Origin of the sequence: uncultured Lamprocystis sp., assembly GCF_903933125.1 — a bacterium.
Classification (GTDB): domain Bacteria; phylum Pseudomonadota; class Gammaproteobacteria; order Chromatiales; family Chromatiaceae; genus Thiodictyon.
This window is the reverse complement of record NZ_CAIZIZ010000481.1, coordinates 1-12,335: the sequence shown is the minus strand read 5'-3', so window position 1 is coordinate 12,335 and position 12,335 is coordinate 1. Positions and strand designations below refer to the sequence as shown.

The 12,335-nt window shown below is 65.1% G+C and carries 15 protein-coding genes; 12 read left to right on the top strand and 3 right to left on the bottom strand.

The window, feature by feature from the left end; translation table 11 throughout:
- Positions 1–477: 477 nt before the first annotated feature.
- Positions 478–615, bottom strand: coding sequence for a hypothetical protein (locus QZY03_RS26675; protein WP_295586447.1), 138 nt, complete (start codon positions 613–615; stop codon positions 478–480).
- Between the two features lie 175 nt (positions 616–790).
- Here QZY03_RS26675 and QZY03_RS26670 point away from each other — a divergent pair, with 175 nt between their 5' ends.
- The 12 genes from QZY03_RS26670 to QZY03_RS26615 all read left to right on the top strand — a co-directional run bounded on the left by QZY03_RS26670 (position 791) and on the right by QZY03_RS26615 (position 11,281).
- Entirely contained in the window at positions 791–1,078 is a 288-nt protein-coding gene (locus QZY03_RS26670; RefSeq protein WP_295586445.1) for a hypothetical protein, read from the top strand.
- 95 nt (positions 1,079–1,173) lie between these two features.
- On the top strand, positions 1,174–1,689 hold the full coding sequence (locus tag QZY03_RS26665) for a DUF3883 domain-containing protein (protein ID WP_295586443.1): 516 nt from the start codon (positions 1,174–1,176) through the stop codon (positions 1,687–1,689).
- A 4-nt stretch (positions 1,690–1,693) separates the two neighbouring features.
- Complete coding sequence (locus QZY03_RS26660) at positions 1,694–1,924, top strand: DUF433 domain-containing protein (protein WP_295586440.1); 231 nt, start codon at positions 1,694–1,696, stop codon at positions 1,922–1,924.
- Positions 1,921–2,253, top strand: a complete 333-nt coding sequence (locus tag QZY03_RS26655) for a DUF5615 family PIN-like protein (RefSeq protein WP_295586437.1) — start codon at positions 1,921–1,923, stop codon at positions 2,251–2,253. Before QZY03_RS26660 ends, QZY03_RS26655 begins: the two co-directional genes overlap by 4 nt.
- Positions 2,254–2,321: 68 nt before the next feature.
- On the top strand, positions 2,322–2,633 hold the full coding sequence (locus QZY03_RS26650) for a helix-turn-helix transcriptional regulator (protein WP_295586435.1): 312 nt from the start codon (positions 2,322–2,324) through the stop codon (positions 2,631–2,633).
- Positions 2,634–2,636: 3 nt separating this feature from the next.
- Positions 2,637–3,140, top strand: a complete 504-nt coding sequence (locus tag QZY03_RS26645; RefSeq protein WP_295586433.1) for an arsenate reductase ArsC — start codon at positions 2,637–2,639, stop codon at positions 3,138–3,140.
- Positions 3,137–4,231 carry an ACR3 family arsenite efflux transporter gene (gene arsB, locus QZY03_RS26640; protein ID WP_295586430.1) on the top strand — a complete coding sequence of 365 codons (1,095 nt, stop codon included), beginning with the start codon at positions 3,137–3,139 and terminating at the stop codon, positions 4,229–4,231. Before QZY03_RS26645 ends, arsB begins: the two co-directional genes overlap by 4 nt.
- Positions 4,228–4,674, top strand: a complete 447-nt coding sequence (gene arsD, locus QZY03_RS26635) for an arsenite efflux transporter metallochaperone ArsD (RefSeq protein WP_295586427.1) — start codon at positions 4,228–4,230, stop codon at positions 4,672–4,674. The genes arsB and arsD overlap by 4 nt, the downstream gene beginning before the upstream one ends.
- A complete protein-coding gene (arsA, locus tag QZY03_RS26630) occupies positions 4,674–6,422 on the top strand; it encodes an arsenical pump-driving ATPase (RefSeq protein ID WP_295586423.1) in 1,749 nt (582 codons plus the stop codon). The genes arsD and arsA overlap by 1 nt, the downstream gene beginning before the upstream one ends.
- Before the next feature lie 4 nt (positions 6,423–6,426).
- The gene (locus QZY03_RS26625) at positions 6,427–6,828 is read left to right on the top strand and encodes a sigma factor (RefSeq protein WP_295586420.1); all 402 of its coding nucleotides are present in this window, start codon (positions 6,427–6,429) and stop codon (positions 6,826–6,828) included.
- Positions 6,752–8,305, top strand: a complete 1,554-nt coding sequence (locus tag QZY03_RS26620) for an ATP-binding protein (RefSeq protein WP_295586417.1) — start codon at positions 6,752–6,754, stop codon at positions 8,303–8,305. Before QZY03_RS26625 ends, QZY03_RS26620 begins: the two co-directional genes overlap by 77 nt.
- 114 nt (positions 8,306–8,419) lie before the next feature.
- Positions 8,420–11,281, top strand: coding sequence for a toll/interleukin-1 receptor domain-containing protein (locus tag QZY03_RS26615; RefSeq protein ID WP_295586414.1), 2,862 nt, complete (start codon positions 8,420–8,422; stop codon positions 11,279–11,281).
- Between the two features lie 421 nt (positions 11,282–11,702).
- Here the strand turns inward: QZY03_RS26615 and QZY03_RS26610 are convergent, their stop codons facing one another.
- Complete coding sequence (locus QZY03_RS26610; protein WP_295586411.1) at positions 11,703–12,167, bottom strand: PD-(D/E)XK nuclease family transposase; 465 nt, start codon at positions 12,165–12,167, stop codon at positions 11,703–11,705.
- Between the two features lie 33 nt (positions 12,168–12,200).
- Positions 12,201–12,335, bottom strand: a 135-nt coding sequence (locus QZY03_RS26605) for a transposase (RefSeq protein ID WP_295586450.1), incomplete at its 5' end; no start/stop codon positions are given.

Below are 12,335 nucleotides of genomic sequence, written 5' to 3'. Positions count from 1 at the left end.
CGCCGTGCCCTGCTTGTAGCGCCTGTCCATTGCTTCCCCAACCCCTTGGTTTCGTCTTGCGTGACAGTGTACCCCAGGTGCCGACCACGGTCCGAATACTTGCCCAATCTCTGGAGCGGTGTCACGAGGGGAACCGTAAGCATCGGTGTTTCCGGCGCGATCAAGGACGCGTTGCAGTAGGGCGGCGTGCTGGTTAGGATGCATGGGGCTGGCGCTCGGGATGGTCGGTTGGCTTTGGCGAGTTCCAGCGTATTACCCTTGCCAGCCAGCCCGAAGTTTTTCAGTCGGTTGGGCTTATCTTAGTGCCATTCGACTCAGCGATTCCCGGTGAACGCTAACCTCTTGAAACCATAGGTTGCTATTTTGCAAATCTTGTTGCGGTCAGAATCGTGATTCTTTATAAATCCGCGGCTTACACGCCGTTCGCCGGGAATTGCTGCATTCGACTCTGGCTCCATTTCTCCAGAATTTGAGACTTCAATGCCACACTTCATCGCCATAAAGATACACTTCGATCATCGCAATGATCTTCCTCCTCACCTGAAATATTCTCGCCCCGCCACAGCGGCAGAGCATCAAGAATTTCTCGAAGGCATCGGCGGCAATGGCTTTCACGAATGCCTCAATTTTCGTATCCCCAAGCAGGGTTCTGTCCGTACCTACCTCCCACCAACCTGCATACCGGCTAAAGATAAACTCAATGATGAATTCGTGATTTTTTCGTTCACATACCAACAAGACCCCGATATGCCACCCTCAATCGTTGGGGTTCACGGTCGAGCTCGCATCTTTGGTCGAGACGGCAGGCCCCGAAAAGACTCATATTGATGGAATCGGCAGGATATCCTTTCATGCCAAAGCCCGGGCTGACTATTCAACACTATTTTTGCCCCCTGTCATTTACAACCCGCTGGCTGTAAGACATACCCCTCCCAACTTTATTCGCAGCCTGATGTATCTGGACCAAGGTGATTACGCGCAGAACATCCTACAAGACGCCTTTATCGAGGACTCATTTGATATGCGAGCACGCCGGACGGTATGCGCTAGTTTTTTTATTTATTTATCAGATGGTTGAGGCGCTTAGATCGGCACAGTTGTCCGGTTGTCAAATGAGTTGTCGATAATGGCGCTATCGCTGCGCTTCCGGGTGCAGCGGGGCCTGCCAGATTTGTGATCGAACGAGAAATACGCGTATTAGGAAATATTGCCGCTTACTATGGTTTAGGACTGATCCAACAGCCGAACGAACCGGGAAATGGACCCGAGGATCACGGCGGCGAGATACTCGCCCCGGATCAGGAAATTGGTTTACTGGGGGAGCAGGTCATTTTTGATCGCGAGGTCGAAGATGCCAGAGTATTGGGCCTCGGACCGGGCGCGGTGGAGTGGGTCTCACAGGCAGCGCCGCAATGCCCCTATGACATCAAGACCGTACGGAGAAACGGAACGGGATACGCAGACCACTACCTCGAGGTAAAAACGACCAAGGCTGAGGGAGACCCCAATGTTTACATATCTTCGGGTCAACTGGAGTTTCTCAAGGACCATGAGATGTCGTCGTCGGTCGTTATAGTAAGATTCAATGCGCAAGAGCAAGTGACAGAGATCAGGGATCTCAACCTCCATGAACTTCTTGGTGAATTCGATCTCGTCCCGATCAAGTATAAACTTCACCGCCGAGGATGACGCTATGAACCCGCAACGACTCGCACGCATCACCCTGGAACCCGGTAAATGCGGTGGCAGCCCCTGTATCCGCGGCTACCGCATCCGCGTGAGCGATATCCTCAGTCTTCTCAGTGCGGGGGCATCGCACGCTGAGATTCTTGAAGACTATCCGTTTCTGGAAGAGGAGGATATCTTTGCGGCCCTGGAATATGCTGCCGTTCAGACCCAACACCCGATCCTGATCGCGGCATGAGGTTGCTGGTCGATAATCAGTTGCCCGCGGCATTGGCACGGTTCCTCGCCGACCAGGGGTTTGCTTGTGATCATGTTTCCGATATCGGCATGGATGCGAGCGATGATCGCGAGATCTGGCGGCTGGCAAAAAGCGAACAACTCGTTATCGTTACGAAAGACCAGGATTTCGCCTTGATGGCTGATCGTGAAGGTGCAACGGCACCGCAAGTGATCTGGGTCAGAACCGGGAATTGTCGGAAGTCCGTCTTGTTAGCGGCTTTCGGCGCTTTGCTTCCGAGTCTGAGGCAGATCCTTGAACAAGGAAAGACCGTTATCGAGATTCGCTAACTCAGGAGCCGGAACGATGCTGCCGGTTGGAGTTGCCTTTCCCCAAAGATTTCGATAATATTGGAATCATGGAAAGTAAAGCTGCCGTCTCCGCCCTCGCCGCACTGGCCCAGGACAGCCGTCTGGCCGTCTTTCGCCTGCTGGTGCAGAACGGCCCCGAGGGGCTGACGGCGGGTGTCATCGGCGAGCAACTCGGCCTGCCGGCGCCGACCCTGTCCTTTCACCTCAAGACCCTGGCGCAGGCTGGCCTCGTGAGCGCGGTCCAAGAGGGCCGGTTCGTCCGCTACCGGGCGGAGCTTGCCGCGGTGCATGCCCTGGTCGCCTTCCTGACCGAAAACTGCTGCGGCGGCGATCTCAACCGCTGCCTCCCGAAGGAGTAATCGATGACTGACCCTGCTGCGCTCAACATGCTCATCCTCTGCACCGGCAACTCGGCCCGCTCGATCCTCGGCGAGGCGCTGTTCAACCACTTGGGTGCCGGGCGGGTGCGTGCCTGGTCGGCCGGCAGCCAGCCGGCCGGGCGGGTCAATCCGGTCGCGCTCGAGACGCTCGCGGCACATGGCGTGCCGGTGCCGGAGGCGCGCAGCAAGTCATGGGATGAGTTCGCCGTGCCCGGTGCGCCGCAGTTCGATCTGATCATCACGGTCTGCGGGAGTGCCGCGGGCGAGACCTGCCCGGTGTGGCCCGGTCACCCGGTGACCGCCCATTGGGGGATTGACGACCCGGCACATGTGGAACCACTGGAAGCGCGCCGTGCCGCCTTCGAAGTCGCCTACCGTGAACTGGAGCGCCGCGTCCGTGCCTTGCTCGCCGAGCCGTTGGAGTCCATGACCCCGGATGACCGGCGGACCGCGGCGCGGCGCATCCATGCGGAGTGCAGCCAGTGACCGCGCAATGTGATGTCACCGCCCGGGCCGCAGCCGGGAAACGGCTCAGCGTCTTCGAGCGCTATCTGACGATCTGGGTCGCGCTCTGCATCCTGGCCGGCATTGGGCTGGGTCAGCTCTTTCCGGGCGCCTTCCAGGCCATCGGACGACTGGAGGTTGCACAGGTCAATCTGCCGGTGGGTCTCCTCATCTGGGTGATGATCATCCCGATGCTGATGAAGATCGACTTCGGGGCCTTGCATCAGGTCAAGTCCCATTGGAAGGGCATCGGCGTCACCCTGTTCGTCAACTGGGCGGTCAAGCCATTCTCCATGGCGCTCTTGGCCTGGTTACTCATCCGCGGGGTCTTCGCCCCCTGGCTGCCGGCCGAACAGCTCGACAGCTATGTGGCCGGGCTCATCCTGCTGGCCGCCGCGCCCTGTACCGCCATGGTGTTCGTCTGGAGCCGGCTGTGCGATGGGGACCCCTATTTCACGCTGTCGCAGGTCGCGCTCAACGACAGCATCATGATCTTCGCCTTCGCACCGATCGTGGCGCTGCTGCTCGGGCTGTCGGCCATCGTCGTGCCCTGGGATACCTTGCTGACCTCGGTGGTGCTCTACATCGTCATTCCCGTGGGGCTGGCCCAGGCCTGGCGCTGGGCGCTACTCAAACAGGGTCAGGCGCGGTTCGACGCGACTTTGGTCTTCTTGGGCCAGGCATCCATCGTCGCCTTGCTCGCCACCCTGGTGCTGCTATTCGCTTTCCAGGGCAAAGCCATTATCGAGCAACCGCTGGTGATCGCCATCCTGGCCGTGCCCATCCTCATCCAGGTCTTCTTCAATTCGGGGCTGGCCTATGGGCTCAACAAACTGGTCGGCGAAAAGCACTCGGTCGCCGGTCCTTCGGCCCTGATCGGTGCCTCGAATTTCTTCGAGTTGGCCGTGGCCGCGGCGATCGCGCTATTCGGCTTCGAGTCCGGTGCCGCACTGGCCACCGTGGTTGGCGTACTGATCGAGGTGCCGGTGATGCTGCTGGTGGTCCGGGTGGTCAATGCCAGCAAGGGGTGGTACGCAGGTGACCAAACATCCATTCAAGAGAAACTGTCATGAAGAAACTCGCAATCTATGATCCGGCCATGTGTTGCTCGACCGGCGTCTGCGGTGTCGAGGTCGATCCGGTCCTGGTGGCATTCAATGCCGACCTGCAATGGCTCGCGGGGCAAGGGGTCGAGGTCGCTCGTCACAACCTGTCGCAGGAGCCCCAGGTCTTTGCGGCGAATCCCGCGGTACTCAAGGAGCTGGAGGCGGGGATAGAGCGCCTGCCGGTGACCCTGGTCGATGGCCGCGTGGTCGCGACCGGCGCCTATCTCTCGCGTGCCCAATTGGTGCAGAAGCTGGGGTTGCTGCCGATCGCTGCCCCGGCGCCGGAGGATCATGACCACGTCTGCTGCAAGGGGGCGGGCCATGGCGCCGCGGCAACCGGTCCGGCGGACTCACTGCGCGTCGCGGGTGGCGCCTGCTGTAAATCCGGCGGCGACAGCGGTTGTTGCTGATGGCGATCCCGGCAGTGGCCACGCGTCACCTCTTCTTTACCGGCAAGGGCGGGGTCGGCAAGACCTCCTTGTCCTGCGCTACCGGCCTGGCATTGGCCGATGCGGGGCGGCGGGTGCTGATCGTCAGCACGGATCCGGCCTCCAATCTCGATGAGGTGCTGGGCGTTGCACTGGGTCAGACACCAACGGCGATCCCGGGGGCCGCCGGGCTGTTCGCGCTCAACATCGACCCCGAGGCGGCCGCGCACGACTACCGCGAGCGGATGGTCGCGCCCTACCGCGGCATTCTGCCGGCCGCCGCCATCACCAGCATGGAGGAACAATTCTCCGGCGCCTGCACGGTGGAGATCGCCGCCTTCGACGCGTTCTCCAAGCTGTTGGGTGAGCCCACCGCGACAGCCCAGTTCGATCATGTGATCTTCGACACCGCCCCCACCGGCCATACCTTGCGCCTGCTGACCCTGCCCTCGGCCTGGAACGAGTTCATCGACTCAGCCACCGGTGGTGCCTCCTGCCTCGGCCCACTGGCCGGACTGGAGAAGCAAAAGGCGCTCTACGCCGCGACCGTCGCCCAACTCGCCGACCCGGCGCAAACCTCGGTGGTGCTGGTCAGCCGGCCGGATGTCTCGGCCCTGCGCGAGGCTGAGCGCACGCGCGAGGAGCTCGCGGCACTCGGCGTGAGCAACCTGCAACTGGCGCTCAACGGTGTCCTGGCCGTCGCCCCGACCGATGACGCCATCGCTGCGGCGATGATGGCGCGTGGTGCCGCGGCGCTGGATGGGATGCCGGTCGGTTTGGCCCGGTTGCCGGTCAGCAGGACCCCACTGCTGGCCCGGGGGACCGTTGGTCTCAACGCCCTGCGCCTGATGGCGAATCCTGAGCGCGCCGCGGCGCCCGTCGATGCCCCTGTGCCTGAAGTTGTACTGCCGGCTGGGCTTTCGGTCCTGATGGACGAGCTCGCCCAGGCGGGACGGGGCGTCATCCTGACCATGGGCAAGGGCGGGGTGGGCAAGACCACCGTGGCGGCGGCCATCGCTGTCGCGCTCGCGCGGCGCGGTCATGCGGTGCAGCTGTCCACCACCGATCCGGCCGCCCATGTCGCCGCGGCGATCGGGGCGTCCGTCCCCGGCTTGCGCGTCGGCCGCATCGATCCCGCGGCCGAGGTCGCCGCCTACCAGGCCGAGGTGTTGGCCAAGGCCGCGCCCAACCTGGACGCCAATGGCCTGGCGATGCTGGAGGAGGATTTGCGCTCCCCCTGCACCGAAGAAATCGCCGTTTTCCGCGCCTTCGCCCGCGCCGTGGACGCCGGCCAGGACGGCTTCGTCGTGCTCGATACCGCACCCACCGGGCACACCATCCTGCTGCTCGATGCCGCCGAGGCCTACCATCGGGAGGTCTCGCGCACCCAGGGCGAGATGCCCGAGGCGGTGCGGCAACTGCTGCCGCGGCTGCGTGACCCGGCGCTCACGCGCGTGCTGATCGTCACCCTGGCGGAGGCCACCCCGGTGCATGAGGCGGAACGCCTGCAAGCGGACCTGGGCCGCGCCGGCATCGCGCCCTTCGCCTGGGTGATCAACCAGAGCCTGCTGGCAAGCGGTACCCGGCACCCGCTGCTGCGTGAACGCGGCGCCGCGGAGGTCCCCTTCATTCACCGGGTCGCCGACCAACTCAGCCCCCGTTGTGCGCTGGTCCCGTGGCTGCCAGAGACGCCGGTGGGGGTTGCCGGACTGTCGCAGTTGACGCGGTGATCGCGTGACCTGCCTGATGATCGCCTGGGGCCAGCATGAGCGCGAGTTGCGCGCCTCGCTGGTCCGCCGACTGGGCGATGCCCGCGAGGCCGACGATTCGCTGCAAGACCTGTTCATCAAGGCCCTGGGCCGGAGCCGCCAGTTCTGCGAGATGGTCAACGCCCGCGCCTGGCTGCTTCCGCCGGTTACCCCGTCTCGACATGGCCGACCGGGTGCGGCGGCCTCACCCGCGGCGGGCCGGCCGACGGGTGAGACGCGCCTGACCCGGACCTTGACCGAGGCACGCCCCGGCGGCATCGTGGCCGCATCGCCCGTCGCCGAGACCGACCATGAAGACCCGCAAGCTGCCGATCGGTATCCAGACCTTCGCCAAGATCCGCGAGGACGACTGCTATTACGTCGATAAGACCGGCTTTATCCGGGCGCTGATCACCGAGGGCAGCCAGTATTTCCTCTCCCGCCCGCGGCGCTTCGGCAAGTCTCTGTTGCTCGACACCATTGCCGAGGTCTTCGCCGGCAACGAGCCGTTGTTTCGGGGGCTTTCGATCCATCCGCACTGGGATTGGTCGGTGCGCTTTCCGGTCATCCGCATCAGCTTCGGCGGCGGTGTCCTGCGTGACCGCCAGGAGCTTGATGAGCGCATCGGCGAGCTGCTGGAGGACAACGCCCGGCGGCTGGGCGTCAGGGTCGCCGCGCCCACGCGGCCCGGACAGCTCGCCCGGCTGATCGTCGAGGCCGAAACCTTGACCGGCCAACGGGCGGTGGTCCTGATCGACGAATACGACAAGCCGATCCTGGACAATCTCACCCGCCCGGAGGCGGCCCGCGAGATGCGCGACGGGCTGCGCAATCTCTATTCAGTGCTCAAGGACAACGACGCCCATCTGCGCTTTGCCTTTCTGACCGGGGTCAGCAAGTTCAGCAAGGTCAGCATCTTCTCGGGGCTCAACAACCTCAACGACATCACGGTCGATGCCCGCTACTCGGCCCTGTGCGGCTATACCGAGACCGATGTGGATGAGGTTTTTGCGCCGGAGCTTCCTGGGCTCGACCGGGCCGAGGTGCGCCGCTGGTACAACGGCTACAACTGGACTGGCGAAGCGGTCTACAACCCCTTCGATCTGCTGTTGCTCTTTCAGAAGCGCGAATTCCGCTCCTTTTGGTTCGAGACCGGCACCCCGACCTTTCTCGTCGATCTGCTCACCGCGCGCGGCTTCTTCACCCCGGACCTGGCCCGGCTGCACAGTTCCGAGGCCCTGTTGTCCGCCTTCGATGTGGAGCACATCGCACCCGAGGCGCTGCTGTGGCAGACTGGTTACCTGACCTTCCACGGCTCCCGACGCACCGGGGCGCGCATCGAGCACACCCTGGGCTACCCCAACCTGGAAGTGCAGACCGCCCTTAACGACGCCCTGCTCAAGGGTCTGATGGGCGACCCGATGGCGGCTGAGCGGGCGCAGAGCCGGCTCTACGACACCCTGGTCGCCGGCGATTTCGCGGCCCTGCGCGCCCATGTGCAGGCCCTGTTCGACGCCATCCCCCACCAGTGGCACGACAACAACCCCATCGCCCGCTACGAGGGCTTCTACGCGAGCGTCTTCTACAGCCACATTGCCGCGCTGGGCCTGGACTTGACCCCGGAGGACGCCACCGCGCACGGGCGCATTGACCTGGCCCTGCGTTTCGAGGCCCAGGTCTGGCTATTCGAGTTCAAGGTGGTGGAACTCGCGCCCGAGGGCCGGGCGCTGCAACAACTCAAAGACCGCGGCTATGCCGACAAATACCGCGCGCAGGGCCTGCCGATCCATCTGATCGGCATCGAATTCAGCCGTGAGCGGCGGACCCTGGTCGGCTTCGAGGTCGAGACTCTTGCGCCGGCCTGAGCCGGCGCTGGGGATCGGTCTGTAATTCGGAATTGCTGTCCCACGCCGGGCGCCTTGCAAACCCCCATCGCAATGGATACAACCGTAAGCAACAAGGTAACCATGGAAACCGTCATGCCCGGCCCGGATCGCGCCCGCCCGTTCGAGCTCTTCATCAGCTATTCGCATCAGAGCGAAGCGGTCAAGGACCGGCTGCTGACCCACCTGCGTGTGCTGGAGCGTCTGGGGCTGGTCTCCACCTGGACCGACCGCGCCATCCCGCCCGGCGCGGCCTGGCGCGCCGAGATCGAGACGGCCATCGAACGGGCCGACACCGCGCTCTTCGTGGTCTGCGCGGACTTTCTCGTGTCCGGGTTTTGCATGGACGTGGAACTCGCCGCCTTCCTGCGCCGCCGGCGCGAGGACGGCGTGCTGATCCTCTTCGTGCTGGCCGACTTTTGTCTTTGGGAGGCCGTCCCCGCCGTCGCCGAGCACCAGATGGTCCCGCGCGACGCCCGGCCCATCCTCGATCATCGTCCCCACTCCAAGGCTTATACCGCCGTGGTGCGCGAGATCCGCCAAGTCCTGGAGACCCATCGCACCCAACACGGGCTGCACCCCCGCGCCCCGGACCCGGCCCCCGCCGCACCGACCGACCGTACCTGTGACGCACTCGCCGCACTACTCGCCGAACTCCCCGGCGTCACGCCTCGGCTCTTCGGCCGCGAGTCGGAGATCACCCGCATGGACACCCAGCTCGGTGGCGGACCGGGCGGCGTCCTGCTCTGGGTCGCCCCCGGCGGGGTCGGCAAGTCCGCGCTCACCCGCCAGTGGCTCGGCAGCCGCGACTGGCCGCCCGGCACCCGCTTCGTCGGCCACTCGTTCTACTCTCAGGGGAGCCGCGACCAGACCATCAGCGCCCGCGCCTTTCTGCTGCGTGCGCTCGCGGCACTCGGCGAGCATCCCGAGCCGACCACCGCGGACGCCGACCTGGGCCGCCTGCTCGCCGAGTGCGCGGTCAAGGCCCCCACCGTGCTCGCGCTCGACGGGCTGGAGCCGCTCCAGCAGGCGTCCGCCGACCCCAAGCTCAACGGCCGGCTCAAGGATCAAGGGCTCGCCGCACTGCTCGAAGGGCTCGGCCGCGTACCGGGCCAGGCGGTGTGTCTCGCAAGCTCCCGACTGTCGATCCCGGACCCGCTCATCGCGTCCCAGCCGCATTTTCGCGAGATCCGGCTCGGTGTCCTGCCGCGCCCAGGGTCGGTCGCGCTACTCGAAGCCCGCGGACTCGACGGCACTCCGGCCGGGTTCGACACGATGGCCGAGCGCTGCGCCGACCACCCGCTGGCTCTGGTCCTGGCCGCGGAGCTGACCCACGGCTTCCTCGACAACCGGGCCGCGGCCTTCCTCGCCCGCGACTGGCCGGTGCTCCCGGAACAGGGCCCCGATCGGCACGCGCAGACCGTCATGGGCTGGCTGGACGCGGCACTGCGCGACGAGCATGCCGCGCTGGATCGCGCACTGGTGCGGGTACTCGGGCTCTTCGACCGCCCGGCGCCCTGGGCGGCCGTCCTGGCGCTCAAGGCGCAGGACCCGGCGATTGCCGGGCTCACCGAGCCGCTGTATGCGGCGAGCGAGGCGGAGTTGGAGGAATCTCTGGCGCGGTTGCGGCAGTGGGGGTTGGCGGCGTCGGTTGAGGGCGGGGGCGGCGGCGGGCAATTGGGGTTAGATGCCGGCAGGATGCCGGCTCCACACATCGACGCCCACCCGCTGGTGCGCGAGCACTTCGGCCGCGCACTGGAGCAGGAGTCGCCCACGGCCTGGCGCGCGGCCCATGGAGTCTTGTTCGACTGGTTCCGGGCACAGCCCGGGCAAGCGCAGCCGGAGACACTGGAGGGGCTGGAGCCGCTCTACCGGGCGGTCGGGCATGGGTGTCGGGCGGGGCAGTATGCGCAAGCGCTGGGCGAAGTCTATCGGGACCGCATCCAGCGCGGCAACCAGTCCTACAGCCTGTTCCAACTCGGCGCCATCTCCGCGAACCTTTCGGCACTGTTGGGCTTCTTCCCCGAGGGCTGGATACGACCGCCCGTGACCGGGGATCTGAGCGAGCCCGACCGCTCCTGGCTGATCGCCGAGGTCGCCTTCTGTCTCATGTCGCTCGGCGGACTCGACGAGGCGCTGGGGTCGCGGCGGATGGGCCGCGAGCGGGAGCACGAGGCCGGGGACTGGAACAACTTCTGTATCTCCTCGGAGAACCTTGTCGATCTGCTGACTCCGCTCGGGCACTGGCGCGAAGCCGAGTCCGTAGCGCGCGAGGTGGCGGAGGCGGCTGGAAGCGTCGCGGACCAGAACGAGGCCCGGCAGCGCCGGCTCGAGGCCCTGGCCTATCTCGGCCGCACGCTGCACGGCCAGGGCCGATCCAGCGATGCCGCACAAGCCTTCGCCGAGGCCGAGTCCGTGCAGGCGGAACTCACACCGCACGATTCGAGGCTCGTGGGCCTGTACGGCTTTGACTACGCCCAGCTCCTGCTGGAGCAGGCCCGGACACGGGGCGCGCGGTGCTGGAGCGGGCGCGGGCGTCGCTGGCGTATGTCGAGGGCACCGGGCACCTTTTGTCCATCGCACTCGACCGCTGCACCATCGGCCAGGTACTCGCCGGACCGGACGGATCGGCGGCCGAGCCCGACGGTCAGATCCGGGAGGCCGGCGCCGCACTGGACCTGGCCATCGAGACCATGCGCCGGGCTAACTCGATGGTTCTCATGCCGATCCTGTACCTCGCTCGCGCCCACCACCGCCGCACCAGGTGCGATCCGACCGGCGCCCGCGCCGACCTGGATGCCGCGGTTTGCCTGGCCACCCCGCCCGGCATGCGGACTTATCTCGCCGAGTGCGCCCTGCTGGCCGGGCACCTGGATCTGGACCGAGCACTGGACCGCGCCGCCGCCCCGGATGCGGTCCCCGAGGCGGCGAAGCACTGGACCCAGGCCGACCGCCTGATCCGCGAGACGGGCTATCGTCGCCGCGAGGCCGAGCTGCACCTCCTGGAGGCGCGCCTGAAGCACCATCAGGCCCGCCCCGCGGAGGCCCGCGCCGCACTCGCCTGTGCCGAGTCGGCGCTGCGCGCCCGCGGGCAGTGGGGCCTGTGGCCGCAGCTCGTCCAGGTCGCCGCCGAGCTTGGAGTCCCCGCGCCGGTCATGGAAATGCCGTAGCCTGTGCCGACGAAGGAGGTGCGCCGCGCGCGCCGATTCCTTAGGTGCTTTCCGGCAAATAATCTACCATCATGCACGCGCACAACAGACCGTAGGTCGAAGCTTCAGCCGGACACGGCACCGCCGCCCGCTAAAGCGTCGGCCTCCAGTTGCGTCGCTCGAATCCCCGGAGGCTGAGCCCGCGTGTTACGAAGTTCTTCGGAAATCGCCTAAAGGCCGGTAACGACCTCAAGGGCCAGGCCGGTAGACTCGGCGATGACGCTCGCGGCGACACCGTTGGCCTTCATCGCTCGGGCGATCTCCAGGTGCGTTCCTCGCGTCCGTCGATCTTGCCAACTACAAAGTTCGACGCCACCAGGCTCGCATGCAGATGCAGGTCGTCCTGCCAGCGCTCGTAGGCGGCGCGTTCCGCTGGTGCGAGCCCGAGCGTGCCGGCGCTCGTATTGGACCTCGATCAGCAGCAGCTCACCGCGGTGGTTACGCACCTTGAGATCCAGTCGGTTGGAGCGGTCGTCGGCGGTGTCGCGGTTCGACTCCGATTCCAGGACCTCCACGATCTGTACGTCCTCGCGCAGCAGCTCGCTCAAGAAGCCTTCGAGGATGCCGAAGTTGGCCTTGCTGCGCAGCAGCCATTTCATGGCCCAATCGAAGCTGATGAGTTTGCGCGTTGTCATGGTCGGCACTGCGCACCGTAATGCGTTGATTTTTCACGCATACAGCTTGTACCCGACTAGGTACAATTGAATGCGCTGAAAGAGATGCCCAAGTTTAAGAATACAGTAACAACGTCGCTTGATGACTTTGATCTTATTGTTTAATCCCTCCACAAATCCTCTGTTATG

Excerpts from the sequence above, each read along its gene's own strand:
- QZY03_RS26655 (WP_295586437.1), top strand. The coding sequence starts at position 1,921 with ATGAGGTTGCTGGTCGATAATCAGTTGCCCGCGGCATTGGCACGGTTC.
- QZY03_RS26650 (WP_295586435.1), top strand. The coding sequence starts at position 2,322 with ATGGAAAGTAAAGCTGCCGTCTCCGCCCTCGCCGCACTGGCCCAGGAC.
- QZY03_RS26610 (WP_295586411.1), bottom strand. The coding sequence starts at position 12,167 with ATGACAACGCGCAAACTCATCAGCTTCGATTGGGCCATGAAATGGCTG.
- QZY03_RS26620 (WP_295586417.1), top strand. The coding sequence starts at position 6,752 with ATGAAGACCCGCAAGCTGCCGATCGGTATCCAGACCTTCGCCAAGATC.
- QZY03_RS26615 (WP_295586414.1), top strand. The coding sequence starts at position 8,420 with ATGCCCGGCCCGGATCGCGCCCGCCCGTTCGAGCTCTTCATCAGCTAT.
- arsA (WP_295586423.1), top strand. The coding sequence starts at position 4,674 with ATGGCGATCCCGGCAGTGGCCACGCGTCACCTCTTCTTTACCGGCAAG.
- arsD (WP_295586427.1), top strand. The coding sequence starts at position 4,228 with ATGAAGAAACTCGCAATCTATGATCCGGCCATGTGTTGCTCGACCGGC.
- QZY03_RS26645 (WP_295586433.1), top strand. The coding sequence starts at position 2,637 with ATGACTGACCCTGCTGCGCTCAACATGCTCATCCTCTGCACCGGCAAC.
- QZY03_RS26660 (WP_295586440.1), top strand. The coding sequence starts at position 1,694 with ATGAACCCGCAACGACTCGCACGCATCACCCTGGAACCCGGTAAATGC.